Origin of the sequence: Pseudomonas xantholysinigenes (assembly GCF_014268885.2) — a bacterium.
In the GTDB taxonomy this organism is placed as follows: domain Bacteria; phylum Pseudomonadota; class Gammaproteobacteria; order Pseudomonadales; family Pseudomonadaceae; genus Aquipseudomonas; species Aquipseudomonas xantholysinigenes.
In genome coordinates this window covers 1,535,610-1,560,679 of the sequence record NZ_CP077095.1, presented here as the reverse complement: position 1 = coordinate 1,560,679, position 25,070 = coordinate 1,535,610, and the positions used below count along the sequence as shown (strand labels likewise).

26 protein-coding genes and 1 pseudogene are annotated in these 25,070 nt (G+C 64.2%); 11 read left to right on the top strand and 16 right to left on the bottom strand.

Annotated features, from left to right (window positions below; translation table 11 throughout):
• Window positions 1–83 precede the first annotated feature (83 nt).
• A complete protein-coding gene (locus tag HU772_RS07090; RefSeq protein WP_186656062.1) occupies window positions 84–1,046 on the top strand; it encodes an alpha/beta hydrolase in 963 nt (320 codons plus the stop codon).
• Between the two features lie 109 nt (window positions 1,047–1,155).
• Window positions 1,156–1,938 carry a hypothetical protein gene (locus HU772_RS07085; RefSeq protein ID WP_186656059.1) on the top strand — a complete coding sequence of 261 codons (783 nt, stop codon included), beginning with the start codon at window positions 1,156–1,158 and terminating at the stop codon, window positions 1,936–1,938.
• 168 nt (window positions 1,939–2,106) lie between these two features.
• On the opposite strand, the gene prmB is transcribed toward HU772_RS07085, so the two are convergent.
• A complete protein-coding gene (prmB, locus tag HU772_RS07080; RefSeq protein ID WP_186656056.1) occupies window positions 2,107–3,015 on the bottom strand; it encodes a 50S ribosomal protein L3 N(5)-glutamine methyltransferase in 909 nt (302 codons plus the stop codon).
• A gap of 179 nt (window positions 3,016–3,194) precedes the next feature.
• Here prmB and HU772_RS07075 point away from each other — a divergent pair, with 179 nt between their 5' ends.
• From HU772_RS07075 to HU772_RS07055, 5 genes are all read left to right on the top strand, one after another.
• The gene (locus HU772_RS07075; protein WP_186656053.1) at window positions 3,195–3,785 is read left to right on the top strand and encodes a cysteine hydrolase family protein; all 591 of its coding nucleotides are present in this window, start codon (window positions 3,195–3,197) and stop codon (window positions 3,783–3,785) included.
• Between the two features lie 89 nt (window positions 3,786–3,874).
• Window positions 3,875–4,195 carry a hypothetical protein gene (locus HU772_RS07070; protein ID WP_186656052.1) on the top strand — a complete coding sequence of 107 codons (321 nt, stop codon included), beginning with the start codon at window positions 3,875–3,877 and terminating at the stop codon, window positions 4,193–4,195.
• 202 nt (window positions 4,196–4,397) lie between these two features.
• A complete protein-coding gene (locus HU772_RS07065; RefSeq protein WP_186656051.1) occupies window positions 4,398–4,958 on the top strand; it encodes a Smr/MutS family protein in 561 nt (186 codons plus the stop codon).
• Between the two features lie 69 nt (window positions 4,959–5,027).
• Window positions 5,028–5,573: a GTP cyclohydrolase I FolE gene (folE, locus tag HU772_RS07060; protein WP_134693722.1), complete on the top strand. Its 546-nt coding sequence runs from the start codon at window positions 5,028–5,030 to the stop codon at window positions 5,571–5,573.
• A gap of 58 nt (window positions 5,574–5,631) precedes the next feature.
• Window positions 5,632–6,003 (top strand): glutathione S-transferase N-terminal domain-containing protein, encoded by a 372-nt coding sequence (locus HU772_RS07055; protein WP_186656050.1) that lies wholly within the window; start codon window positions 5,632–5,634, stop codon window positions 6,001–6,003.
• 154 nt (window positions 6,004–6,157) lie between these two features.
• On the opposite strand, the gene HU772_RS07050 is transcribed toward HU772_RS07055, so the two are convergent.
• A complete protein-coding gene (locus tag HU772_RS07050; RefSeq protein ID WP_186656049.1) occupies window positions 6,158–6,760 on the bottom strand; it encodes a glutathione S-transferase family protein in 603 nt (200 codons plus the stop codon).
• 146 nt (window positions 6,761–6,906) lie between these two features.
• Here HU772_RS07050 and HU772_RS07045 point away from each other — a divergent pair, with 146 nt between their 5' ends.
• Window positions 6,907–8,097, top strand: a complete 1,191-nt coding sequence (locus HU772_RS07045) for a benzoate/H(+) symporter BenE family transporter (RefSeq protein ID WP_186656047.1) — start codon at window positions 6,907–6,909, stop codon at window positions 8,095–8,097.
• A gap of 151 nt (window positions 8,098–8,248) precedes the next feature.
• Here the strand turns inward: HU772_RS07045 and HU772_RS25200 are convergent, their stop codons facing one another.
• The 3 genes and pseudogenes from HU772_RS25200 to HU772_RS07035 form a co-directional block, all read right to left on the bottom strand.
• Window positions 8,249–8,953, bottom strand: coding sequence for a methyl-accepting chemotaxis protein (locus tag HU772_RS25200; RefSeq protein ID WP_437182427.1), 705 nt, complete (start codon window positions 8,951–8,953; stop codon window positions 8,249–8,251).
• 201 nt (window positions 8,954–9,154) lie between these two features.
• A pseudogene (locus HU772_RS25195) lies at window positions 9,155–9,334 on the bottom strand (hypothetical protein); the annotation flags it as partial.
• Between the two features lie 1,015 nt (window positions 9,335–10,349).
• Window positions 10,350–11,747 carry an aminotransferase-like domain-containing protein gene (locus tag HU772_RS07035; protein WP_186656041.1) on the bottom strand — a complete coding sequence of 466 codons (1,398 nt, stop codon included), beginning with the start codon at window positions 11,745–11,747 and terminating at the stop codon, window positions 10,350–10,352.
• A 117-nt stretch (window positions 11,748–11,864) separates the two neighbouring features.
• Between HU772_RS07035 and HU772_RS07030 the strand changes: the two genes are divergently transcribed.
• Entirely contained in the window at window positions 11,865–13,055 is a 1,191-nt protein-coding gene (locus HU772_RS07030) for an MFS transporter (RefSeq protein WP_186656037.1), read from the top strand.
• A gap of 4 nt (window positions 13,056–13,059) precedes the next feature.
• On the opposite strand, the gene HU772_RS07025 is transcribed toward HU772_RS07030, so the two are convergent.
• Both HU772_RS07025 and HU772_RS07020 read right to left on the bottom strand, forming a co-directional pair.
• A complete protein-coding gene (locus HU772_RS07025) occupies window positions 13,060–13,821 on the bottom strand; it encodes an SDR family oxidoreductase (RefSeq protein WP_186656035.1) in 762 nt (253 codons plus the stop codon).
• Between the two features lie 133 nt (window positions 13,822–13,954).
• Window positions 13,955–15,028, bottom strand: coding sequence for an acyltransferase family protein (locus HU772_RS07020; RefSeq protein WP_186656033.1), 1,074 nt, complete (start codon window positions 15,026–15,028; stop codon window positions 13,955–13,957).
• Window positions 15,029–15,476: 448 nt separating this feature from the next.
• On the opposite strand from HU772_RS07020, the gene HU772_RS07015 reads away from it, so the two are divergent.
• Window positions 15,477–16,478 carry an NADP-dependent oxidoreductase gene (locus HU772_RS07015; RefSeq protein ID WP_186656031.1) on the top strand — a complete coding sequence of 334 codons (1,002 nt, stop codon included), beginning with the start codon at window positions 15,477–15,479 and terminating at the stop codon, window positions 16,476–16,478.
• 37 nt (window positions 16,479–16,515) lie between these two features.
• Here HU772_RS07015 and pyrF read toward each other — a convergent pair whose 3' ends face one another.
• Window positions 16,516–17,217 carry an orotidine-5'-phosphate decarboxylase gene (gene pyrF, locus HU772_RS07010; protein ID WP_186656029.1) on the bottom strand — a complete coding sequence of 234 codons (702 nt, stop codon included), beginning with the start codon at window positions 17,215–17,217 and terminating at the stop codon, window positions 16,516–16,518.
• 183 nt (window positions 17,218–17,400) lie between these two features.
• Here pyrF and HU772_RS07005 point away from each other — a divergent pair, with 183 nt between their 5' ends.
• On the top strand, window positions 17,401–17,568 hold the full coding sequence (locus HU772_RS07005) for a DUF2897 family protein (RefSeq protein WP_111531867.1): 168 nt from the start codon (window positions 17,401–17,403) through the stop codon (window positions 17,566–17,568).
• Between the two features lie 79 nt (window positions 17,569–17,647).
• On the opposite strand, the gene HU772_RS07000 is transcribed toward HU772_RS07005, so the two are convergent.
• The 8 genes from HU772_RS07000 to HU772_RS06965 all read right to left on the bottom strand — a co-directional run bounded on the left by HU772_RS07000 (window position 17,648) and on the right by HU772_RS06965 (window position 25,001).
• The gene (locus HU772_RS07000) at window positions 17,648–17,968 is read right to left on the bottom strand and encodes a ComEA family DNA-binding protein (protein ID WP_186656027.1); all 321 of its coding nucleotides are present in this window, start codon (window positions 17,966–17,968) and stop codon (window positions 17,648–17,650) included.
• Window positions 17,969–18,136: 168 nt separating this feature from the next.
• Window positions 18,137–19,930 carry a hypothetical protein gene (locus HU772_RS06995; RefSeq protein WP_186656025.1) on the bottom strand — a complete coding sequence of 598 codons (1,794 nt, stop codon included), beginning with the start codon at window positions 19,928–19,930 and terminating at the stop codon, window positions 18,137–18,139.
• An 89-nt stretch (window positions 19,931–20,019) separates the two neighbouring features.
• Window positions 20,020–20,832 carry a glycosyltransferase family 2 protein gene (locus tag HU772_RS06990; protein ID WP_186656023.1) on the bottom strand — a complete coding sequence of 271 codons (813 nt, stop codon included), beginning with the start codon at window positions 20,830–20,832 and terminating at the stop codon, window positions 20,020–20,022.
• Between the two features lie 11 nt (window positions 20,833–20,843).
• Window positions 20,844–21,206: an SMR family transporter gene (locus HU772_RS06985; RefSeq protein ID WP_186656021.1), complete on the bottom strand. Its 363-nt coding sequence runs from the start codon at window positions 21,204–21,206 to the stop codon at window positions 20,844–20,846.
• Entirely contained in the window at window positions 21,203–22,027 is an 825-nt protein-coding gene (locus HU772_RS06980; RefSeq protein ID WP_186656018.1) for a sugar phosphate isomerase/epimerase family protein, read from the bottom strand. The genes HU772_RS06985 and HU772_RS06980 overlap by 4 nt, the downstream gene beginning before the upstream one ends.
• The gene (locus tag HU772_RS06975; protein ID WP_186656017.1) at window positions 22,024–22,815 is read right to left on the bottom strand and encodes an NAD-dependent epimerase/dehydratase family protein; all 792 of its coding nucleotides are present in this window, start codon (window positions 22,813–22,815) and stop codon (window positions 22,024–22,026) included. The genes HU772_RS06980 and HU772_RS06975 overlap by 4 nt, the downstream gene beginning before the upstream one ends.
• Window positions 22,816–23,982 carry an FAD-dependent oxidoreductase gene (locus tag HU772_RS06970; protein ID WP_186656015.1) on the bottom strand — a complete coding sequence of 389 codons (1,167 nt, stop codon included), beginning with the start codon at window positions 23,980–23,982 and terminating at the stop codon, window positions 22,816–22,818.
• A complete protein-coding gene (locus HU772_RS06965; protein ID WP_186656013.1) occupies window positions 23,982–25,001 on the bottom strand; it encodes a glycosyltransferase in 1,020 nt (339 codons plus the stop codon). The genes HU772_RS06970 and HU772_RS06965 overlap by 1 nt, the downstream gene beginning before the upstream one ends.
• Between the last annotated feature and the right edge of the window lie 69 nt (window positions 25,002–25,070).

The following is a 25,070-nucleotide window of genomic DNA, read 5'->3' as shown; positions in this document are numbered from 1 at the left end:
GTGCAGGCTTGCCCGGCGATGGGCTCGGCGAACCTTCAGGGTGGCCCAAGGTCGAATCGTCAATTCCCCACGTAGTAGCGTCCATGAAGTCGCGCCTCGCCGCCCTGCTCTTGCTGTTCTGCGCCCACCTCGCCCATGCCGCCGCCCCCACCGTGCTGCAACGCCCCATCGACCTGGACACCGGCCGCGGCGTGCTGCACGGCAGTCTGTTGCTGCCGCAGCAGGCCACCCCGCCGCCGGTGGTGCTGATCATCGCCGGCTCCGGCCCCACCGACCGCGATGGCAACAACCCGGCGTCAGGGCGCATCGACAACCTCAAGCGCCTGGCCCTGCTGCTGGCCGGCGAGCACATCGCCAGTGTGCGCTATGACAAGCGTGGCGTGGCCGCCAGCCAGCCGGCCAGCCCCGACGAACGTGACCTCAGCGTCGAAGGCTATGTCGCCGACGTGGTGGCCTGGGGGCAGGCGCTGCGCCACGACCCGCGCTTTGGCCCGCTGATCCTGGTCGGCCACAGCGAAGGCGCGCTGATCGCCAGCCTGGCCGCCGAACAGGCCGGCGCCAGCGCGGTGATCACCCTGGCCGGCAGTGGCCGTCCAGTGGCCGAGGTACTGCGCGAACAGTTGGCCCAACGCCTGCCCCCTGGGCAACTGGACGCCGGCGTGGCATTGATCGATCGCCTGCAGGCCGGGCAGACCAGCCTCGACGTACCGGCCTCGCTGCGCCAGGTGTTCCGCCCCAGCGTGCAGCCTTACCTGATCTCCCTACTGCGCCAGGATCCGGCGGCGGCCTTCGCCCGCCTCAAGGTGCCGGCGCTGATCATCCAGGGGCGCAACGATGTGCAGGTGGATGTGGCCGATGCCGAGCGCCTGAAGGCCGCCAAGCCCGATGCCGAGCTGGTGCTGATCGACGGCATGAACCACATGCTGCGCATCAGCCCCAGGGACATGCACCAGCAGCGCGACAGCTACCGCAACCCCGAACTGCCGCTGGCCCGGGAGCTAGGCGAGCGGGTCGTGGCCTTCATCCACCGCGTGCCGGCAGCGTGACGGCATACTCAGGTCTTGGCGTTCCCTGCCGATAACGCGGACAACAAGGCGATGATCGCGACCCTGCCACGGCGATCGATCGACCACCGTGCACCTGAGGAAGCCCCTGATGACCGATGCTCCCGCCGCCGAGGCGACTGAAGAACAAGCGCCGGAAAGCGCCCCGCTGCCCTGGGCGGAACTTGCCGCCGAACACTTCCAACTGTTGCGCCTGGCCCCGCAGCCAACCGACCGCAACAGCGGCGCGCGCCCGTTGCGCTTCGTCCAGTTCGGCTATGCCGAGCGCCACGACAAGGCGCACAGCCTGCTGCGCATGGAGATTCGCCTGCCCGGGCAGAAGACCCGCAAGGAACAGAACCAGCTGGATGTGCGCGTCGATCACGAGCTGCGCCAGGTGCGCATCGGCGACCCGTCCGGCCTGCAGCTCGAGCCGCTCAACCGCGGTGTTGGCCGCTACATGCTGGGCCAGGCGGTGCAATGGTTGCAACAGCGCTGCTCGCACTACCAGGTCGAAGGCATGAGCCTGCCGAACAAGGACGCCCTGAACGAAGACACCCGCCTGCGCCGCGACCATGTGCTGGCCAGCGTCGGCTTGCCGGTGGAGTACACCGACGGCCAGTTGCTCAAGGGGCGGATCGTGGAGACGCCGGTGGGCCAGCTCAAGGGCGGCTGGAACACCGAGAAGGTCCAGCGCGTGGATATCCTCGAGGCCGCCGGCATGCTGCAGCAGGCCGAGCAGAACCTGGCGGAGAAGGAAGCCCAGTTGCGCGAGCGTGACGAGCGGGTGGCCAAGTACCGCCGTGAAGACAGCGGGCTGCGCTTCACCATCACCTGCCTGGTGGCATTCGCGGTGTTCCAGGCGGGGCTGCTGATCTGGATCGCCACCCGCTGACCCGCCCTACGCGATCCGTGTAGGAGCGGCCTCGTGCCGCGAAAGGGCCGCACAGCGGCCCCAGCGATCTTTGCGTCAATACTGAAATCCTGGGGCTGCTACGCAGCCCTTTCCGGCCGGTCCGACGCCTCGCCGAGGCCGTTCCTACAGGGGAGCGGCGTGAATCCGTCAGACCCGCGACTTGAACAGTTCCTGATGCTGCCGGCACTGCTCGGCGGTCAGCATGAACACCCCGTGCCCGCCGCGCTCGAACTCCAGCCAGGTAAAGTCCACTTCCGGGTACAGCGACGCCACATGCACCTGGCTATTACCCACCTCGACAATCAACAAGCCCTTCTCGGTCAGATGGTCGGCCGCCTCGGCGAGCATGCGCCGCACCAGATCCAGGCCATCGTTGCCACAGGCCAGGCCCAGCTCGGGTTCGTGGTGATACTCGGCGGGCATGTCGCCGAAGTCCTCGGCATCGACATACGGCGGATTGGACAGGATCAGGTCGAAGCGTTGCCCCGGCAGGCCGCCGAAACCATCGCCCTGCACGGTGTACACCCGCTCATCGAGGCCATGGCGCTCGATGTTCTGGTTGGCCACCTCCAATGCATCGAACGACAGGTCGGCCAACACCACTTCGGCGTCCTGGAACACATCGGCGGCGACGATGCCGATGCAACCGGAACCGGTGCACAGGTCGAGAATGCGCGCAGGCTCGGCGGCCAGCCATGGCGCGAAGCGTTTTTCGATCAACTCGCCGATGGGCGAGCGTGGCACCAGCACGCGCTCGTCGACAATGAACGACATGCCACAGAACCACGCCTCGCCCAGCAGGTAGGCGGTAGGCACACGCTCTTCGATACGGCGCTTGAGCAGGTGCTGCAGGCGCACCCGCTCATCGTCCTCGAGCGCGCAGTCCAGGTAGCTGTCGGCCACTTCCCACGGCAGGTGCACGGCGCCGAGCACCAGCAGACGGGCTTCGTCCCAGGCGTTGTCGGCGCCGTGGCCGAAGAACAGCTCGTGCTCATGGAAGCGGCTGACCGCCCAGCGGATGTGGTCGCGCAGGGTGCGCAGGCGGGATGTGATCACGGGGTACTCCTTTTCAGACAGGACAAAAGTCTAACAGTCCGCACCGCACAAATGTTCCCCGCGACAGCCGAACGGATAGCCACAGGCCAGTAACCATGCCGCGTGCAATGTCAACCATTCACATTGACGCCAAGGCAGGGGAGAATAGCCGGACAAAAGCCCTACCCAAGGAGCCCTTGATGTCCGTTCCAACCACGATGTTCCGCCTCACTGGCCGCGACTACCCGCCGGCCAAGCTGGGCCAAGCCAGCCTGATCGTCATCGACGCGCAAAAGGAGTACCTGAGCGGTCCGCTGGCGCTGTCGGGCATGGACGAGGCCGTGGCGAACATTGCCAGGTTGCTCGATGCCGCCCGCAAGGCCGACCGGCCGATCATCCACGTCCGCCACCTCGGCACCGTTGGCGGTCGCTTCGACCCCCAGGGCCCGGCAGGCGAGTTCATCCCGGGCCTGGAGCCACTGGCCGGTGAAACCATCATCGACAAGCGCATGCCCAATGCCTTCAAGAACACCAAGCTGCACGAGACGCTGCAGGCCTTCGGCCCGCTGGACCTGATCGTCTGCGGTTTCATGAGCCATTCCAGCGTCAGCACCACCGTGCGCCGCGCCAAGGACTATGGTTATCGCTGCACCCTGGTGGAAGACGCCTCGGCCACCCGCGACCTGGCCCTGAAGGACACCGTCATCCCCGCCGCGCAGATCCACCAGTGCGAAATGGCCGTGATGGCCGACAACTTCGCCTGCGTCGCCCCCACCGCCAGCCTGGTCTGACCGATCGACCGCCCAGCGGACGGGCGGAACCCTGGAGTGACCCGCAGGTCGAAACCCGGATCAGCGCCACCCGATCCTGAGGAATTCGAATGAAGCTCAAAGGCAGTTTCGATGCCAAGCGCCTGCGCCAGCGCGAACCCAGCAACTGGGGGGCGCGGGTTGCCGCCGCTTTTTCGGTGCTGCTGGCGACCCTGGGCATACTGCTCGCCATGGCCGGTTTCGCCGGCCTGCTGGGCAATTACGCCGCACTCGCCGAGCTCAATGCCAACCGCCCGCTGTCGGCGATTCTCGTCGTGGTCGGGCTGTTGCTACTGTGGATCGGCGTGCGCGTCTGGCGACGCAGCCGCATCCGCCTGCGCCGTGGCCGCGAGTTGAACCTGTCGCCGCACCTGATGAAAAAGCACGACTGACAGACATCCCCCTGTAGGAGCGGCCTTGCGCCGCGAAAGGGCTGCAAAGCAGCCCCAGGATTTCCGCTTCGATGCATAGATCGCCGGGGCCGCGTTGCAGCCCTTTCGCGGCACGAGGCCGCTCCTACACATAACAGCGCGCAGCTCAGGGCTTCATTCCGACGCGCAGTCGCGTAAACTACGCCGCCCACGTGGAGGCACCATGCAAGACGACGACTTTTCCCTCTTCCGCAGCCAAGTGCAGGGCGTCAAGCCGATCAAGCACGACCGCGCCGAAGTCGGCAAACCCAAGGCCGACCGCCAGCAACTGGCCGACCTGCGCCAGGCCGCGACCATTCGCAGCGACCAGCCCCTGGTGATCGACGGCCTGTCCGACCAGTTCGTCATCGATGTCGGCGCCGAGGATGAACTGATATGGCGCCGCGACGGCGTGCAGGAAACCCAGATCCGCAAGCTCAAGCTCGGCCAGATCGCCTTCGAGGGCAGCCTCGACCTGCACGGCATGAGCGTCGAGAAGGCCCGCCAGACGCTGTGGGACTTCATCGCCGAAGCGACCAAGCTGGAAGTGCGCTGCGTGCGCGTCACCCACGGCAAGGCCGCGCGCCTGGACGGCAAGCGGCCGATGATCAAGAGCCACGTCAACACCTGGCTGCGCCAGCACCCGCAGGTGCTCGGCTTCGCCTCGTGCCAGGCCCGCCACGGCGGCACCGGCGCGGTGTACGTGATGCTCAAGCGAACCATGCTCGAAGGCCGCGACGAGTGACATCGCGCTTGCAGCGCCGTCGCCGTCGCCGTACCCTTCGTCTTTGCGAAATTTTCCACAGGTAGATCCATGTCCCTGGAACAGAACTACACCGCGATCCTCAGCCAACTGGGCGAGGACGTCACCCGCGAGGGCCTGCTCGACACGCCCAAACGGGCCGCGAAGGCCATGAAGTACCTTTGCCGCGGTTACGAGCAAACCCTGGAAGAAGTGACCAACGGCGCGTTGTTCACCTCCGACAACAGCGAAATGGTGCTGGTCCGGGATATCGAGCTGTACTCGATGTGCGAACACCACATGCTGCCGTTCATCGGCAAGGCCCACGTGGCTTACCTGCCCAAGGGCAAGGTGCTGGGCCTGTCGAAGGTCGCGCGAATCGTCGACATGTTCGCCCGCCGTCTGCAGATCCAGGAAAACCTCAGCCGCCAGATCGCCGAGGCCGTGCAGCAGGTCACCGGCGCCGCCGGCGTGGCGGTGGTGATCGAGGCCAAGCACATGTGCATGATGATGCGCGGCGTCGAGAAGCAGAACTCGACCATGCTCACCTCGGTGATGCTCGGCGAATTCCGCGACAACGCCGCCACCCGCAGCGAGTTCCTCAGCCTGATCAAGTGATCCAGGCCTGATCCGAGCCGACCCCTGAGGTCGGCTTTTTCATGTTCAGGAGTTGCCCATGATCGTCAAAGCCCTGCGGGTCGGCCTCGGCCAGCTCATCGTGTTCGCTGACTGGATCAGCCGCCCGGCGAAGAAGAAGCGCGATGCCGCGGCCCAGGCCCGTGTCGAACAGCAGGCCAAGGACCTGGCGCTGTACCAGTTCCATGCCTGCCCGTTCTGCGTCAAGACCCGCCGCACCCTGCACCGCCTCAATGTGCCCGTCGCCCTACGCGATGCGAAGAACGATCAAGCGCACCGCCAGGCGCTGCTCGAAGGCGGTGGCCGGGTGAAGGTGCCGTGCCTGCGTATCGAGGAAGAAGGCAAGGTGACCTGGATGTACGAGTCCAAGGACATCATTGCTTACCTGGACAAACGCTTCGCGGCGGTGTGACAGCACATACACAACCCCTGTAGGAGCGGCCTTGTGTCGCGAAAGGGCCGCAAAGCGGCCCCGGCGATTGATGCGTTGACGCTGAGACCGAGGGGCTGCTGCGCAGCCCTTTCGCGACGCAAGGCCGCTCCTACACAGGGTGCAATGAGGCCGGTCAATCCGCCATCGGCACATGCCGTGGATGGCTGGCCACCCGCGCCAGCCAGGCTTGCACTGCCGGATAGGCAGAAAGATCAAAGCCACCCTGGTGCGCCACATGGGTATAGGCATACAACGCCACATCGGCGATCGAGTACTGCTCCCCCACCAGGTAAGGCGTCATCTCCAACTGCTTGTTCATCACCTTCAAGGCCTTGTAGCCGCCCTTGTGCAGCCCCCGGTACTCCTCCAGGCGCTCGTCCGGCAACCCCAGGTAGAACTGGATGAAGCGCGCCACGGCGATATACGGCTCATGGCTGTACTGCTCGAAGAACTGCCACTGCAACACCTGGGTACGCAAGCGTGGCTCGCTGGGCAGGAACTCGCTGCCGTCGGCGAGGAAGTTGAGAATCGCGTTGGACTCCCACAGGCAGGTACCGTCCTCGAGCTTGAGCACCGGCACCTTGCCGTTGGGGTTCATGGCCAGGAACTCGGGGGTCTCGGTCTCACCCTTGAGAATATCCACCGGGTGCCATTCATATGGGCGGTCAAGCAAGCTCAGCATCAGCTTGACCTTGTAGCAGTTGCCCGACTGGTAATCCCCATAGACCTTGTACATCGCCCCTCCCCTGTTCACGCAGTTGCGTAGTAATGGCCAATAGTTGGCGACTGTACGGCTAAATGCAATGGTTGCTGTATCGCACCGATCGGCCCATGGCGCGGTAGCCTGCAAAAATTGCTTACATCCACAACAAGGAATGCCCCATGACCGATGCCACCTCCGCGCGCCTGCGGCCGCTGGCGGACAGCTCCCCGTCGGCGATCGTCGCTGGCTTCATCGCCATGCTCACCGGCTACACCAGCTCGCTGGTGCTGATGTTCCAGGCCGGCCAGGCCGCGGGCCTGACCAGCGCGCAGATTTCATCGTGGATCTGGGCGCTGTCGATCGGCATGGCAGTGTGCAGCATCGGCCTGTCGCTGCGCTACCGCACGCCGATCACCGTGGCTTGGTCGACGCCCGGCGCGGCGCTGCTGATCACCAGCCTTGGCGGGGTGAGCTACGGCGAAGCGATCGGCGCCTACATCACCTGCGCCGTGCTGGTGCTGATCTGCGGCCTGACCGGCAGTTTCGAGCGCCTGGTGCGACGCATCCCCGCCTCCCTGGCCTCGGCCCTGCTGGCCGGCATCCTGTTCAAGATCGGCAGCGAGATTTTCGTCGCCGCCCAGCACCGCACCGTGCTGGTATTGGGCATGTTCTTCAGCTACCTGCTGGTCAAACGCCTGTCGCCGCGCTACTGCGTGCTGGCCGCGCTGCTGGTCGGCAGCGCGCTCTCCGGCGCCCTGGGGCTGCTCGACTTCAGCCACTTCCAGCTGGAGGTCGCCACGCCGGTGTGGACCACGCCGAGCTTCTCGCTGGCGGCGACCATCAGTATCGGCATCCCGCTGTTCGTGGTGGCGATGACCTCGCAGAACATGCCGGGCGTTGCCGTGCTGCGCGCCGACGGCTACCAGGTGCCGGCCTCGCCGCTGATCTCGGCCACCGGTTTCGCCTCGCTGCTGCTGGCGCCGTTCGGCTCCCACGGGGTCAACCTGGCGGCGATAAGCGCGGCGATCTGCACCGGCCCACATGCCCATGAAGACCCGGCCAAGCGCTATACCGCGGCGGTGTGGTGCGGGATCTTCTACGGCATCGCCGGCACCTTCGGCGCCACCCTGGCGGCGCTGTTCGGCGCGCTGCCCAAGGAGCTGGTACTGTCGATCGCCGCATTGGCGCTGTTCGGCTCGATCATGAACGGCCTGAGCGTGGCCATGGGCGAGGCGCGCGAGCGTGAGGCGGCGCTGATCACCTTCATGGTCACGGCGTCGGGGTTCACCCTGTTCTCGATCGGCTCGGCGTTCTGGGGCATCGTCGCCGGGGTGCTGACCTTGATGATCCTCAGCCCGCGCAAGGGCTGAGGCCCAACCCAGATCCACTGTAGGAGCGGCCTTGTGTCGCGAAAGGGCTGCGCAGCAGCCCCAGGATCTGAGCGTCGGGCAGAGATTGTCGGGGCCGCTTTGCGGCCCTTTCCGACCGGTCCGACGCCTCGGCAAGGCCGCTCAGGGGCCATTACAGCCTGAAGTGGCCAACCATGCTCTTGAGGTCGACGCCCAGCTGTGCCAGCTCGACGCTCGAACGGGCATTGTCCTCCATCGCCAGCGCCGCCTGGTCGGCACTGCCGCGGATCTGCGTGACGCTGCGGCTGATCTCCTCGGCCACCGAGCTCTGCTGCTCGGCCGCCGCGGCGATCTGCTGGTTCATCTGCTGGATCAACGACACCGCCACGGCAATGCTGCCCAGGGCGCTCTCGGTCTGCAACGTGTCGGCCACGGCCTGGCGCACCAACTCCGTGCTGCCACGAATCTGCGTCACCGACTGCTGGGCATTGCCGCGCAGGCTGGCGACCAGCCGCTCGATTTCCTCGGTGGACTGACGGGTGCGCCGGGCCAGGGCGCGCACCTCGTCGGCCACCACGGCGAAGCCACGGCCCTGCTCGCCGGCCCGGGCCGCCTCGATCGCCGCATTGAGCGCCAGCAGGTTGGTCTGTTCGGCAACACTTTTGATCACATCCAGTACATCACCGATGGTATGGATCTCGGCGCTGAGGCTGTCGATGCCGCTGCTGGCGGTCTCGGCCGCCACCGCCAGTTGCTCGATGCGCTGCATGCTCTGGCGCACCACCTGCTGCCCTGACTCGACCTTGTCGTCGGCATCCTGGGCCGCCTGGGCCGCCTGCTCGGCATTACGCGCCACGTCATGGACGGTCGCGGTCATCTGTTGCATGGCGGTGGCCACCTGCTCGGTCTCGTCCTTCTGGCTGCCGACTTCGCGGTTGGTCTGCTCGGTCACCGCCGACAAGGCCTGGGCGCTGCCGGCCAACTGATCGATGCCCTGTTGCAGGCCACTGACGATGCCGGACAAGCCCTCGGCCATCTGCTGCATCGCCTGCAACAACTGGCCGACCTCGTCGGCGCGCGGCGGCTCGGCCTCGATGCCCAGCTCGCCCGCGGCAATGCGTCGGGCACGGCTGATCACGCGCTTGAGCGGTGCGACCACGGCGCGGGTGATCAACCAGGCCGCCAGCACGCCCACCAGCAGCGCCAGGGCCGTGGCCGCGGTAATGGCCAAAGTGTTGCGCGCCAGCTCCGCCTGCATAGCCTGCTCCTGGGCGAGGTAGACCTGGTCGACTCGCGCGGTGACCTGTTCGGCCCGGGCCTGCAACTGCGCCTTGAGCCCCCGCTCCTGGGCCAGCAGGTCGGTGTACTCGTTGAGCTTCTCGGAGAAACTGGCGATATGCCCGGCCACCTCGCCCAGCACGCTCTGGTAGCCCGCATCGCTGACCGCCGACTTGAGCTGCTCCACCAATGCGCCAGCCTCCTGCGTCTGGGCGATGCGTCCCTCGGCGACGGCCTCGCCGCCTTTGCGGCTCTGCTCCAGGCGCACCCGGGCCTCGTCCATGGCCTGCAGCATCAGCCGCGACACCTGCGCCACCTGCCCGGCCTGTTCGAGGAACTCGCCGCCTTGCTGGCCCTGGGACTGCTTGAGGGTGTAGGTACCATCGTCGGCCAGGCCGGCCTGCAGCACATCGAGATTGTTGGCCACGCTGGACACCGACCAGCTGGCCATGTCCAAGGCCAATTCCTTGGCCTGCACGGCCTGGACGAACGCATCGAAGGCTTGCCCATAGGCCATCAGGTCAGCCTCGGCAGAGGCCAGCGCCGGTACCGCGCGGGCACGCTCCAGCAGCCCCTGCAAGCCCGAGCGCAAGGCATCGGCCTGCTGGATGTCCGAGCGCAAGGCAAAGTCCTGCTCGTACTGGCGCAGCTTCAGCAGATCGATGTTGAACTGGGCCATCTGCCGCAGGCCGTCGAACCGTTGCCCGACGTTGCCCAGGGCATGGACGCCGATGGCTGCCACCACCAGGGTGAGCAGCAACACCAGCGCAAAGCCCAGGCCGAGTTTGCGGGCCATGCCCAGGTTGGCCAGTACACCGTGCTTGGTCGCCACCATCACCGCTCCTCCACATCTGTATCCGCGCCTATCCCAGGAGTGACGCAGGCCAGCGATGGGGCGCGAAGCGGCCCCGATGCCGCAAGAGTGACAACCGTCGCCGGCCCCTCACAAGGCCTCGGCGGCACAGTGGTGTCATTTAGCTATGAGGGTGTCGCTATCAGGCCGCTGGAGGTCGCCCTGCATGCTGGAAGAACGCCTGGGCCCGCACATCCTGCCCATACGCGACATTGATCCGCAGCCAGTCGCTGGCCCGGCCTTGCGGATCGAAGGCACTGCCCGGCGTCAGCAGCACCCCATTGGCCAGCGCCAGCGCATCCAGCTCGGCGAAGTCGCGGCCTGGCACCCGCGCCCAGACGAACATGCCGCCGCTGGGTTCGCAGAACACCTCCCAGCCATTGGCCTCCAGTTGCCCGAGCACCTTGGCCATGTGCTGCCCCAGGCGCGTCCGCAGGCGTTGCACACTCTTGCGATAGCTGCCGTTGGCGAGCATCTGCCCGACCACCTGCTCGGCAAAGCGCGACGTGCCGATGCCACTGACCATCTTCAACTCCGCCAGCCGGGCAACCAGCGCCGGCTCCGCCACCAGGTAGCCGACTCGCAGCGAACTGCTGAGGGTCTTGGACAAGCTGCCCAGGTAGATCACCCGCTGCTCGCTGTCCAAGGTTGCCAGCCGTGTGGCCGGGCCATCCTGGAAGTCCGCGTAGAGGTCATCCTCGATGATCCGCAGGTCGTGCTCACGGGCCAACTCCAGCAGACGATAGGCAACCTTCGGCGTCAGGCTGGTGCCGGTCGGGTTCTGGTACAGGCTGTTGATGAACAGGCAACGTGGCCGGTGCGCGGCCAGTAACTGCTCGAGCGCCACCAGGTCCGGGCCGCTGGCACCACGGGGCACTTCGAGCATGCGCACCCCATGCAGGCGCAGCAGGTTGTAGAGGTTGTAGTACCCAGGACGCTCGACCAGCACCGTGTCGCCGGGTACCAGCAGGGTGCGCACCAACAGGTCGAGGGCATGGCTGGCCCCCTGGGTGGTGATGATGCGCTCGGGCTCGGCGGCGATATCCCGCCGCACCAAGCCCTTGTGCAGTTGCAGGCGCAGGCTGGCCAGGCCTTGGGGCGGGCAGTAGTCGAACAGGGCCTCGGCCGCGCCACGGCTGACCTGGCGGATCGCCTGGGCCAGCTCGGCCTCGGCTCGCCAGGCCACCGGCAACCAGCCACAACCGAGCTTGAGCAGTGCCGCCTGGTCCTCGCGGAACTGCCGCCAGCGCCCATCCGTGGCCTCCCCCCAGGACTCACCGACCTCCCGCTGCGCACCAGCCTGGCGCGTGGCGACGAAGAACCCGGCGCCGTGCCGCGCCTCCAGCCAGCCGCCGGCCACCAGCCGATCGTAGGCCTCGATGACGCAGGACGCGCTCACGCCCTGTGCCTTCGCCAGGGCGCGAATCGAAGGCAGGCGCGCCCCCGGGCGCAGGCGTTGCTGCTCGATCCAGGCCTGCAGCTGTTCGCTCAGTTGCTGGACCAGCGGCGTGGGGTGATGACGATCAAGGCTGAAGTGCATGGCAAGTGTTCGCTAATTCTGGCCGAACAGTTAAGCACAAATTGACCTGGAGTGTGCCTTGGCAGGCACCGACAGCAAACCCGATGCTGTGGCAAACCACCCTGCGGACACCCTCCGATGCCCACTCGCCACGCGCCAGCCCTGCTGGCTTTCGCCCTGTGCCTGATCACCCTGGCGGTGAACCTCCAGGCACCGTTATACATTGCCTACGCCGACCTCTCCGGGCGCGGCGCCGCGGCCACCGCCGTGGCCTTTTCCGGCTACGTGCTCGGCGTGCTGCCGGTACTACTGGCCCTCGGCGGCCTGGCCGACCGGGTCGGCCGCCGTCCGCTGATCCTCGCCGCCCTGGTCTTGTCGATGCTGGCCACGCTGATCATGCTGCTGTCTCCCGGCCTCGCCTCCCTGGGCGTGGCCCGCCTGTTCCTGGGCCTGGGCACCGGCCTGGCCTCGGCCACCGCCACGGCCTACATGAGCGAGCTGATGGCACCCGACGACAGCGGCCAGGCCGCCACCTGGGTGACCGCCAGCACCTCGCTGGGCTTCGGCCTGGGCGCCGCGCTGACCAGCGTGTTCCTGCTCGCCGGCCCGACCATGACCCCCGGCAGCTTCCACCTGCAACTGGCGCTGGCCGCCCTCGCCCTGCTGCTGGTCTGGCGCCTGCCCGATCCGCGCGCGACGCAACGCAACGCCATGCTGCGCCTGCCGCTCTACCCCACCGGCAGCCTGGCCTATGGCCTGGCGATCCTGCTGGCCTGGGCCTGTGTCGGCCTGGTGATCGCGTTGCTGCCAGGGATCCTGCGCCAGCACGGCCTGAGTGCCTGGTCCGGGTTCTCGACCTTTTGCGTGATCAGTTGCGGCTTGCTGTTCCAGCCCCTGGCCCGGCGCCTGGCCAGTGCCCGGGCGACCTTGCTGGGGCTGCTGATCCTGCCGTGCAGCTACGCGCTGCTGGCCTGGGGGGCCGACAGTGGCAACCTGGCGGGTGTACTGCTGGGCGCCGTGGCCGCGAGCAGTGCCTGTTATGGCTTCATCTACCTGGGCGGGCTGGCGGCGGTGAACGCATTGGCCGGGAGCGAGAAAACCCGCGCCAGTGCCGGGTTCTTCCTGCTCGCCTACCTGGGGTTCAGCCTGCCGGTGATCTTCACCGGGCTGCTGAGTGATCGGCTGGGGTCGCGCATGGCGCTGCAAGTGTTCGGCGGCGTCTTGCTGCTGGGCTGCGCCGCCGTGGCATTGGCCCTGTGGAGAGCTTCGCGGGCCTCTTCGCGGCGCTGCGGCGGTTCGACAGGCCCGCTCCCACAAAGGTCGAATTAGTCGCTCAGATCGCCAATGCGCCACCATCGACGGCCAGGCTGTGCCCGGTGGTGAACGCCGCGCCATCGCTGCACAGGTACAGCACCGCGCTGGCGATCTCCTCGACCTTGCCGATGCGCCCGACCGGGTGCATCGCCGCGGCGAACTCGGCCTTGCGCGGATCGGCCTCGTAGGCGCGGCGGAACATGTCGGTATCAATCACCGCCGGGCACACCGCGTTGACCCGAATGCCCTTTTTCGCATACTCGATGGCCGCCGACTTGGTCAGGCCAATCACCGCATGCTTGGAGGCGGCATAGATGCTCATCTTCGGCGCCGCCGACAGGCCAGCCACCGAGGCCGTGTTGACGATCGCCCCACCACCCTGGGCCAACAACAGCGGTAGCTGGTACTTCATGCACAGCCACACGCCCTTGACGTTGACGCCCATGATCGCGTCGAACTCCGCTTCGCTGCCCTCGGCCAAACGGCCCTTCTCGATCTCGATACCGGCGTTGTTGAAGGCGTAATCGAGCCGGCCATAGGCCTGGATGACCTGCTCATGCAGCTGGCGCACGTCCTGCTCCCGGGTCACGTCGCAGGCCACGAACAGCGCCTCGCCGCCGGCCTGGCGGATCAACGCCACCGTGGCCTCGCCGCCCACCGCGTCGCGGTCGGCGACCACCACCTTCAGGCCTTCGGCGGCGAAGGCCTGGGCCGTGGCGCGGCCGATACCCGCCGCGCCACCGGTGACCAGGGCGACCTGGCCGGAGAAAGTCATGCTCATCACGGGCTCCTGAAAAGGCTGGGAAGACGCGGCTGAGTCTAGTCAGCACAGCGCCTGGGTGGGCAGCATCATCAGGGGGGCGGTTGGACGGTCATCGTTGCTGGTGATTATGTCGAGCGCCCCGGCACGGGTTTCACGACAAAGCCACGGCTCTTGTGGCGCGCGCCTTCATTCGCTCAGTGATGGCATCACGCAAGCTCATGAAAGGCCGCTCGATCAACATGTAGGGCACGTAAGCCAAAACCAGCATGGCTATCATCGTCAGCAGATACAGCATGATGCCCTTGCCTTGGGACAGCTCTCTGAGCACCGCGCCGAGGAACAGCAAGTGCCAGATATAAACGCTGTAGCTGACCGTGCTGACATAACCAACTATCGCTTCGATGTTTTTCGGCAGGCGGATTTCAGCCATGTAGAACGCCGCGACGATGAACGCCGCGGAAACACCGGTGACCGTGAACGAAACCGTCAGGTACCAAGAGGGCAGCGGCAGCGGTGCGGCCAGGCCGAACGCCTTCCAGTTGACCCGGATGAGCTCGAATGCAAGGAACACGCCTGCCAGCAGGTAGACCTTGTTCTTGCTGGCGAACAAACGCTTGCGCCATACCTCGCTCGCCATCAGGTAGGCCAGCAGCACACCGATTGCAATCGAGTCGAAGCGGAAGGTATTGCCGCGGTAGTCGCCACCCCGGTATAGCCCCGTATATTGCCCAATGCGGTAGGCCAACGGCACGGCGATGAAGAGCAAGGTCACCTGGAGCAATACTGGCCTCTTGCGGATGAACGTCAACGCCATCAATGCCACCGGGAAGCACAGGTAAAACCATTCCTCGACGGCCAGTGACCAGGCTACGGGAAGTACTTGCGAAGAGTTGGTCAACGGCACCTGCAGGAAGACCAGGTAACTGATATGGAACCAGTCGTATTTGATCCAGACATACAACAAGGCAGCGAAGTAGACCGGGAGTGTTCGCATCCAGCGGCGAAACCAGAACCGCCCCAGCGAACCGAGGGTCAGCCCTTTGTCATATTCACGAATGAGGATGGTGCCGATCAGGAAACCAGACAGTACAAAGAACAGTTCAACGCCATACCAGCCACCAAAGGTCAATGACATCCAGTCATCCGGCACCTTGAGCGTCTGGCGCAAATGGCTGATCAACACCATCATGATCGCCGCCGCGCGGACCACATCGAGCCCGATCATGCGTTTACTTGAGAAGTCCGACATTCACATCGCCTTGTAAAGTTACTTGAAGCTGAACGTTGCGGATGCCTGAACACAGGTGGATCCACGGCAAGCTCGGCCCTGCCCGGGATAAGGCGCACGGGCACTGACCAAGGTTCAGCATCGGTTGCATCGGAAAACAGGAGAGACGGTCCAAGGTCATCCATTTGAACCGTGCGGCCTACTATCAGGCCAGAAATGCGCCGACGCATTCTACAGAGCGCAAAGCACCAGGAACAATGGCCAACTGCAATCTCCACAACTCGAATGGCTACTCGCCAACCGTCACGGCAGGACTATCCTTGGCTATCTCCATATGGGGCTATCAACCAGACGCATCGTTGATCATTCAGCAGCGTTTCGTGACTTGCAGTCTGGTAAACGCCCCCGTATCAACAACGCTTCCCAGATTGCAGCGAGAGCTACCATGAGCCAGCCCAACCGCCGTTTCCTGCTGACCAGGCGCCCCGTCGGCGCCGTACGCCGCGACGACTTTACCTATGAGCAAGCTAGCACCGAGGAGCCCGGTGGGGGCCAGGTCCTGGTGAAAAACCTCTACCTGTCACTGGACCCGGCCATGCGCGGCTGGATGAACGAAGGCAAGTCGTATATCCCGCCCGTCGGCCTGGGCGAGGTGATGCGTGCCCTTGGCGTCGGCGAGGTGGTCAGTTCCAACCACCCCGACTACAAGCCCGGTGACCATGTCAGTGGCGCCCTCGGCGTGCAGGATTACTTCACCGGCGCGCCACAGGGCCTGCACAAGATCGACCCGCGCCTCGCTCCCCTGCCCCGCTACCTGTCTGCCCTGGGCATGACCGGCATGACCGCGTACTTCGCCCTGCTCGACGTCGGCCAGCCCAAGGCCGGCGATACCGTGGTGATTTCCGGCGCGGCCGGCGCCGTCGGCAGCATCGCCGGGCAGATCGCCAAGCTCAAAGGCTGCCGCGTGGTCGGCATCGCCGGTGGCGCGCAGAAATGCCAGTACTTGCTCGACGAACTGGGCTTCGATGGCGTGATCGACTACAAGGCCGAGGATGTACTGGCCGGGCTCAAGCGCGAATGCCCCAAGGGCGTGGACGTCTACTTCGACAACGTCGGCGGCGATATCCTCGATGCCGTGCTGTCGCGCCTGAACTTCAAGGCCCGGGTAGTGATCTGCGGCGCCATCAGCCAGTACAACAACAAGGAGGCGGTCAAGGGCCCGGCCAACTACCTGTCGCTGCTGGTGAACCGCGCGCGGATGGAAGGCTTCGTGGTGATGGACTACGTCAAGGAATACGGCAAAGCCGCGCAAGAGATGGCCGGCTGGCTGGCCAGCGGCAAGGTGAAGAGCAAGGAGGATGTGGTCGAAGGGCTGGAAACCTTCCCGGAGACACTGCTCAAGCTGTTCAGTGGGGAAAATTTCGGCAAGCTGGTGTTGAAGGTGTGACATCCCGGGGCTGCAAGGCAGCCCCGGGAGGCTCGAATCAGCCGCGGATCTCAGCCACCACGGCAGCCAGTGCCTTGGCCGGATCCGCCGCCTGGCTGATCGGGCGGCCGATCACCAGGTAGTCGGAACCTGCGTCCAGCGCCTGGCGGGGGGTCAGGATCCGGCGCTGGTCGTCCTGGGCGCTGCCCGCCGGGCGGATACCCGGGGTGACCAGTTGCAGCGACGGATGCGCCGCTTTCAGCGCCGGCGCTTCCAGCGCCGAGCACACCAGGCCGTCCATGCCGGCCTTCTCGGCCAGCGCTGCCAGGCGCAGTACTTGCTCCTGCGGTTCGATATCCAGGCCAATACCGGCAAGGTCCTCACGCTCCATGCTGGTCAGCACGGTCACACCAATCAGCAGCGGCTGTGGCCCGCTACGCTTGGCCAGCTCTTCACGGCAGGCCGACATCATGCGCAGGCCACCGGAGCAGTGCACGTTGACCATCCACACGCCCATCTCGGCCGCAGCCTTGACCGCCATGGCGGTGGTGTTGGGGATGTCGTGGAACTTGAGGTCGAGGAACACTTCGAAACCCTTGCTGCACAGGGTTTCGACGATACCCGAGGCGCTGCTGGTGAACAGTTCCTTGCCCACCTTGACCCGGCACAGGGCGGGGTCGAGCTGGTCGGCCAGCTTCAGGGCGGCGTCACGGGTGGGGAAATCCAGGGCGACGATCAGGGGCGTCTGGCAGGCGGACATGGGCAGGGGTCTCTTGGCAAGTCGTAAACGGCGCGCATTGTAAACGAAGTGGGGCGCACTTGGCTGCCGCGGGTCGCGAGATTTGGCCCGGGCGCAGGCCGCTCCTATACTGGAACCAACTGCAGGCGTAGGTGCTCGAACGTCATGAGCGCCACGCTTCCCTGATCTGCAAGGAGAACACCCATGCCTTGGTATGCCTGGTTGATATTGATCATAGCCCTCGGCTCGATCATCGGCGGGTTGATGATGCTGCGCGACACCGCGAAAAAGCTGCCCTTGACCGAGGAACAGCTGAAGAAAGTCCATGAGCGCAATGCAGAAATGGATGCCAAGGAAGCGCAGGACCGCTGAAGCGAAGGAACGCCCGACACTCCAGCATCATCCAGCTGCAAGAGGCGTCGCTGCGCCTCTTGCTCGCCGCCCTTTCGGCTCAGTTGTCGACGGTCAAGCGATCTCGATTGCGGTCCAGCAAGGCTTGCCCGATGCCCTTGACCTCCAGCAGCTCGTCCACCGTGGCGAAAGCACCGTGCTCGTCGCGGTAATCGACAATTGCCTGGGCCTTGGCCTTGCCGATCCCTATTAACGCGCTTTGCAGGCTGCCAGCGTCCGCCGTGTTCAAATCAAGTCTACTGGGGACTTCACTGACAATCGCGGCAGGTGTGGACACCGCCGACGCCGGAGCGGCGTTCAGGGAAAACGAAGCCACCGCGAGCAGTGGAAGCATGAAATAGGACAGAACAGTGTTACGCATGAAGGGTACTCCTTGGTTAAGTAATCATCGACAGCTTTTCCGTCGCTGCGATGAAAACCTAGACGCCCAGGGAACCCGACGCCAAGAAACTACCTATGCATTTGTTTTACAAAAGAAAACCAGTGCCGATATCGTACAGCCACATCGGCACTGACCTACTTCGATTGACTACTTGCCTGGGGCCAAATGGCTACTACCCAGCGCCAGCTCATCGATGCGAATGACCTCGCAGTCGCCAGGCTTGATCAGATCGAAACGAACCTGGGTAAGCGCCGCCGGCGAAGCCCACTCCCTGAAGCGGCTCACGTCGATGAAGTTCTTGCCTTGGCGCGCCGCGAATACGATGTTCCTCGCCGCAGAGAATCCTTCATCCTGCGTTCTCCAGAACAACTGCGCGAGCACCTGATCGGCAGGTTGAGGCGACTGGCACTGGAAATCGAAGGTCAAACGGCTGATGTCTGCCGCCTCGACGGGGCTGGACAGTTTGAACACGACATAAGGGTCGACGCCATTGACGCGGAATTCGTGGTCCTGGGTTGGAGCCAGATGATTGACCTGAACCGGCTCGCCGCTGACGGTAGCCACATACCCTGCCGATGCATCGAGCGAGGCAGGGCAATCAGCCTTGTCGACACGTTGCGCGGGCACCACCATTTTCCAGTTCGGTAGCGGATAAACCTGGACTTGGACATTGTCAGTCCCTGGTATCGGAGTGCTCAAGCACAGCTGCTCGGCGAAGGTAAATTCTTTCCTGATGGGCAGCTTGCTCGCAGACCATTCGAAAATGCTGCCGGGGGAACACGCATACACAAGGGTCAGCGCGGTCAACAGCCCCATGCCCAAACGCCGCATCCATCCTTGCTGGACCAAGTATTGTCCGGCCGACACCACGAATAGAACCAGCATCAGCAGGTTGATCCCCATGAAGTATCGGTCAGGGAATGTGATGCGGTAATTCGAGAGAAACGACGTCAGCCCCGGGCGCATGGCAATGGTCGCCACGGTGTAGGTAACCAAGGCAAACGAGAGCAAGAGGATCAACGTCCTGGCAGCTGGCGCGCGAGCCCTGACGTAGGCAGTGATCACGAACACCAGCAACAGCAGGAACAACCCGACTGCCAGGAGATTGGACAATCCGCTGTACCAGGGGAATATCAGTGGATACAGCAAAGAACGGCCAATCAAGGCTTCGATCAGGTTGGCAGCAACGAATTCAGCCGTGACGCCGCCCTTGCCTCCCATGCGTGGTAGCAGGAAGCACATGAAAATCAACAAGGGAATCAGCAGCGACAAGTTGCGCTGCATCGCTGGTAACAGACGCCGATCACGCAAGAAATCCAGCGCCATGTAGCCAAAGCACAACGCCAGGACCACGGGGTTGGTCGCCACGCACAACACCAGCAGAACATCCAGCGCCAACAGAACCGCCAGCCCAGGGCGCTGACTGCGCCAGTAAAGCAACTGGATGGCCAGCAAGGGCATGTAAAAGCCCAACTGCAACGAACGGCCAAGAATCTCGTTTTGCGTGCCGCCCATAGGGAGCAGCAAGACCCCCAGAAACGCCATGATGCCCAGCAGCGTGCTACTGACATTACGCACTGTCGCAAAGGTCAGCGTCGCCAGAACCGACAGGAACGAGAAGGAGAAAACCGCGATCGCCTGGGGCAACCAGGCAAGCGGATTACCGGTCACCAGCTCGCTCAGCCCCGACCCCAGCAACAGCACCAGCGTATTGAAGAAAACAAAGTAGTCCGTCCGGGAATGCATAAATGCACTCCACCAGCCCTCGCGCAGGGCCAGCGCCGTCCATGTCCCATCTTCGGCATAAATGACAGGGTTGATCAGCGTGTCGGGGTTACGCAGATACAGCAATGCCACCCCAAGGGCGAACAACAGCAGCAATTGCCAGAGACGTGTCGGTGCTCCAGCAGCGATGGTGGAAACCATGGCTTTCGATTTCATTGGTTGGTCTTCATTCGAGATTATCGCGGGTGGCCCTCATCTGAGGGCCCCAGCACACAGGACTGCTCGCCGACAAGACAGCCCCAGGTTCAGGCGTTATAGCCACCAAAGCAGGCCTTGAACAAGACGCCCAGCACCGCAAGATTTCCTCTTACAGCACTGATCTTGGTCGGCACCTCCCCCTTCGGATAACGCCGAACGGTCGGTAGCTCCACACACTGGAAGCCCAACTTCGGCGCTCGATAGGACAGATAAGCCAACAGCTCGTACGTGGAGAACACATCACGGAACGGCGCCACGCGAGGGTCGAGCAGCATCTTGCGGCTATAGGCTCGGAACCCTTGCGTGGTATCGGTCCACTTGAAGCCGGAAAACAGGCTCAACATCGGTGCATGGATCAAGCGAATCGCCAGGTCACGCGACGCCGGCGTGTTTTCCGCCACACCACCGGCCAGGTAACGCGAGGCCTGGACGAAATCGACACCTTCGGACAGCGCCTTCAGAAATTGCGGAATGGCATCCGGGTCATCCTTGTCATTGCCATCGATGGTGACGATACCGTGATAGCCCTGCTCCAGTGCGAACGCATAGGCGCAACGCAATTGCGCGCTCAATTTGCCTGGGGCGGTCTTGAGCAGCAGACCCGCGACACCTTTATCCCGCAACCGCTGCAACTCCAGCGAACCATCGGTACTGCCGCCATCAACGATGATGATGTCGGCCTGCTGGTCGATACCCACCGTCTGCATGCGGTCGAGCAGGTTCTGTATGCGTGCGCCCTCGTTGATGACCGGAATCACCACGCAATAGCCATGCTTGCGGCCATTCCAGAGGCATACCTGATAACTCGGCACCTGCCAGCCAGCTTTTTCAGCCGGATTCACTTCGCTTGTTGCACTCATAGATTCCACCATCACGCCACCCGAGCCGTAATCAGCCCGACGCCCGCTATCACCAACAAGATCCCCACACCGGTCGTCCAGTGGAAAGCCTCACGAAAAAACACCACTGAAAACAACGCCACCGTCGCCACCGCCCCCGCCGTCAGCACCGGATGGGCCACATTCAGGGGCAACCGCGCCAGCGCCGCCGCGTATAACAGGAACGCCGCGCCGTATAGCCCCAATCCCAGCCAGAACGGCCAGTTGCTCAACGCTGCCATGGGGTCGGCCAGGGACGGGAACTTGCGCGGCGGCAGCATGGCCAGCTTGACCAGCACGCTCGCCGACGCGTTGGACAGGATGCCGAGCATCAGGATCAACCACTTCGCGCTCATGCCTGCGCCCCCCGGTAGTGCCGCGTCGCGACGTCCAACGCGCGGACAATGGCTTGCCCGTGTGCCTGATCGGCAGTGGCGACCATTTCGATTGCCACGATCTGCTCCGGCAGGTACCGAGCCAGCGCGGCGGCCATGCGTGCATGGTCGGTTGCGCCATCGCCCAGCGGTACCAGTTGCGGTTCGCTGGCATGCACATGGCCGATCAGTTCGGCGCAGTCGGCCAGCACCGCGAACGGGTCTTCGTCATTGATCGCCAGCGCACCGGTATCGAACTGCATGCGTACCGCAGGGTGATCGACCAGGCGCACCACCCTCGCGGTCTCGGCGGCATTGGTCATGAAGTTGGCGCCGTAGCAGGTTGGGTTGGGCTCCAGGCAGATGATCACGCCGTGGGCCTGGGCGATATCGCCCAGACGACGGAAAAACACTTCGGCCATGGCATGCGCCTGCTGTTCGTCCAGGCCGCTGCGGTCGCGGTTTTTCGGCGAACCAAAGACCAGTCGAGGCGCCCCCAACCAGCCGGCGATACGACAGACCGCCTCCAGATGGTCGAGCAACGCCGCCTGGCTGGCCGCGTCGCCGAACACATTCAGGCCGCTGGTGCCGAACAGCAATGCCTGCATCCCGGTTATCTCGATGCCCCGTGCCCGCCATGCGTCGCGCACGGCCAAGGCTTGCTGCTCGGTAGCCTGGGCCGGTTGCGGGAAGTACTTGCCCGGTGCGATGTCGATGGCATCCACGCCAGCGCTGGCCAGCAGCGCGGCGATCTGCTCATCCTCGGCAACGTCCCAGGCGATGTTGGAAATCGACAGTCTCATGCGCTGGCCTCGGTGGCCTGCTTGCGCGGTTCGGACTGTGCATAGGCACGCACCGCCAGCAGCGTTTCACGCACGCTGTACTGGTAGTCGCCGGTCGTCCCGAACAGCGCGGCATGCCGGGTACGCATGTCATAGCGGGCAGGCGGGTTGGCCAGGCTATTGGCGAACGGCATGGCGAACCCTTGGTTGGCAATATCGGCGACGCTGACCGGCGCACCGGTCAGGTGAACACACTTGAGGCCGGCCGCCAGGGCCACCTGGATATCGCTCCACAGGTTGACCATGGGGTAGAACTGGAACACCCCGCGGCTGTCGATGGCCGAAAGGTTGTTGTCGTTGAGGAAGTCATAGATGACATTCTTGCGCAGGCCTGGGCCGACCAGGCCCGGCAGGCGCACGATCAGGTGCTCGGGGAACCACTGCTCGACGAAACGCTCCAGCCGCCGCCGGTTCAGGCCATAGGGGTGCAACCCCTGTTCCTGCACCGGGCTGTCCTCATCCACGCCCTGGGCATTGGCAAAGACATCCACGGTGCTGATCAGGATGAAGGTCTTGCAACGGATGGTTTTCAGGTGGGCGATCAGCCCGTCGATCGTCTGCCGATCAGCCTCCGGTTCACGGTTGGCGATCCATTTCTGCGCTGGCGCGCCCGCGCATACCACGGTGTCGAAGGTCTTGCCTTCGATCTCGGCAATATTGCTCGAACGGTAGCGCGAGGCGAACGCCTGCTGGCGCAGCAGTGTGCTGCCGACGAACCCGGAGAATCCTATCAGTGCATGGGTATTCATTCAGTACTCGATCCCCTGGCGTTCCTGCCTCGAGGCCGGCGTGAACGCCTCGCCATCGAGCTGTTCAAGAACGTCGTAGATGTTGTCGATCTTGCTGCCCAGCACGGAATAGCAGCCAGGCAGCCCTTGGTGTTTTTCGAAGAGGATCGGTCGCCCGTCGTCCCCTTCGTTCTTCAGCAGCACCGTTTTGACCTCGAACAGCGAGTCGACATGGACGGCGCCCTGGATAGCCGGGATGTAGCGTTCGACGTCGCGAATCATGCGGTCGACACGCGACGCGCGTGCATACTCGTCCAGCCGTGCATAGGGATCAAGCCCGGCCTGGTCGTTCCAGTGCAGGTGCGGGGTGTAGCGCACATGCGACAGCGTGTGCAGGCCGCGCGCGGGGAACGGCATCATCGAGAAGAACGGCCCGTCCATGACCGTGACGCCGATACCCTCCAGCGTGTCGGGCATGCGCATCAGCGCCATCTCGGTAATTTCCTGCTTGAGCCCGCTGCGCACGCCCGGAAAATCCCCCGCGAACTGGTTCAGGCCACTGTAGGTACAGTTGAAGACATACCGGCAGGTAATCGCCTCGGATGCCAGGCCCTGCCCCTGCACGACAACCTGCTGCTGTTGCGAAGGCAGGCCATTGATGGCCACAACACGACTGTTGCAGCGCACCTCGACCCCACCTTCACCGAGCTCGCGCTGGGCCCAGGCGGCCAAACGGGTCGTGTCGAAAGCGTATTCCTGCACCAGGAACACCTCTTCGATCAGGCGCGGCTCGAACAATCGCTTGTGCTCGAGCGCGGCTGGCACGACGCTGGCGCCGATATCCCGGCAAAAGCGCTGGAACTGCGCGGCAGTGACTTTCGAATTGCGCCGCGCGATGGCATACAACTTGGTGAAATCCTGGCGGATGGCCTCAGGCCAGTCCTGGACGAAACGCGGCAGGTTGATGCGGCTGCGGTAAGCGGTGGTGAAGCTGCGCGGATAGTGGTAGCCATTATGGACCCGCGCCTGGTTGTGATACGAGGCGCGCTGGAGCAGCGATGCTTCGCGCTCCACCAGCAGGACACGCTTGAACCCACGCTGCCTGGCCAGGTAGATCGCGATGGAGCAACCATAGAAGCCTCCACCAATGACCACCGCATCGAAATCGGCGGTACGCGCGCCCTCCATCAGCCGTGCTCCTGCGCCGCAGACTGGTTGGCCGCGCCTGCCGAGACATCCTCGACGTTGAGTTTCTCACGGCGGGTGATGCGGGCGCTGTTGAGTTCCTGGCCCACGTGGTAAAGCGGCCCCTCGTTGGACAGGCTGGCCATGTTGAGGATGTACTCGCCCAAAACCAGCAATACCAGCGAAATCAGGAAGAACATCCCCGACTGCTGCAGCGAAACACTGATCCAGCCCGCCGCAACGTTGTCCTTGAACAGCGCGATGGCAATGACGTAGATGCAGTAGACCAGGTTGGCGATGGCGCCGAACAGTGACAGCGAGGTCACCAGGCGCATCGGCGCGCGGGTGGTCGAGACCAGCAGGCGCATGCCCCGGTCGATGCTCTCGCCCAGACGCTTGGTGGCCGGCGCTGCCGGGGTGGCGCTGTAGGTGAGGTAGGCACGGGCAAAGCCACCGGTGGCCGGCAGGTGACGATAGGTCATGGCTGGCTGGGGATGCTGCAGGATGAAGTTGATCACCCGCTTGTTGAGGATGCGAAACTGCGGTGCTTCCTTGGCCAGGTGCACACCGTTGAAGGCGCTGTAGAGGCGATGGAACACCGTGTAGGCCGTGCGATAGGCCCAGCTCTGCGCCGGTTTCTGCTGGTTGCTGGCAAACACCACATCCGCACCCTCGGTCGCCTGCTCGAGCATCTGCGGCACGAAGCCGATGTCATCGAGCAGTGGATCGATGACCGCGACATAATCACCAAGCGCGTTTTCCAGGCCCACCCAGGAGGCGGTGTCGCCATCGACTTCCTTGGTCAACGCATAGACCTGCAGGTTGGCCAGGCCTTGTTCACCCGTCAGGCGCTTGAGCGTGGCGATGCTGTCGTCGTCCGATGCGTTGTCGACGATGATCAACTCATAGTCGCTGACCAGCGACGACACCACAGCGGCGGCGTCGGTGAGCATGCGTTCCAGCGCTGAAGCCTGGTTCTTCACCACGAAGACGACGGACAGGAAGCAGGGGTAAAAAGCCATTTTTCATCTCTTTCATGGATCGAGCGATCCGGTGTGAAATCGCTCGGCAAACAGCCCGGTCACAGCAGC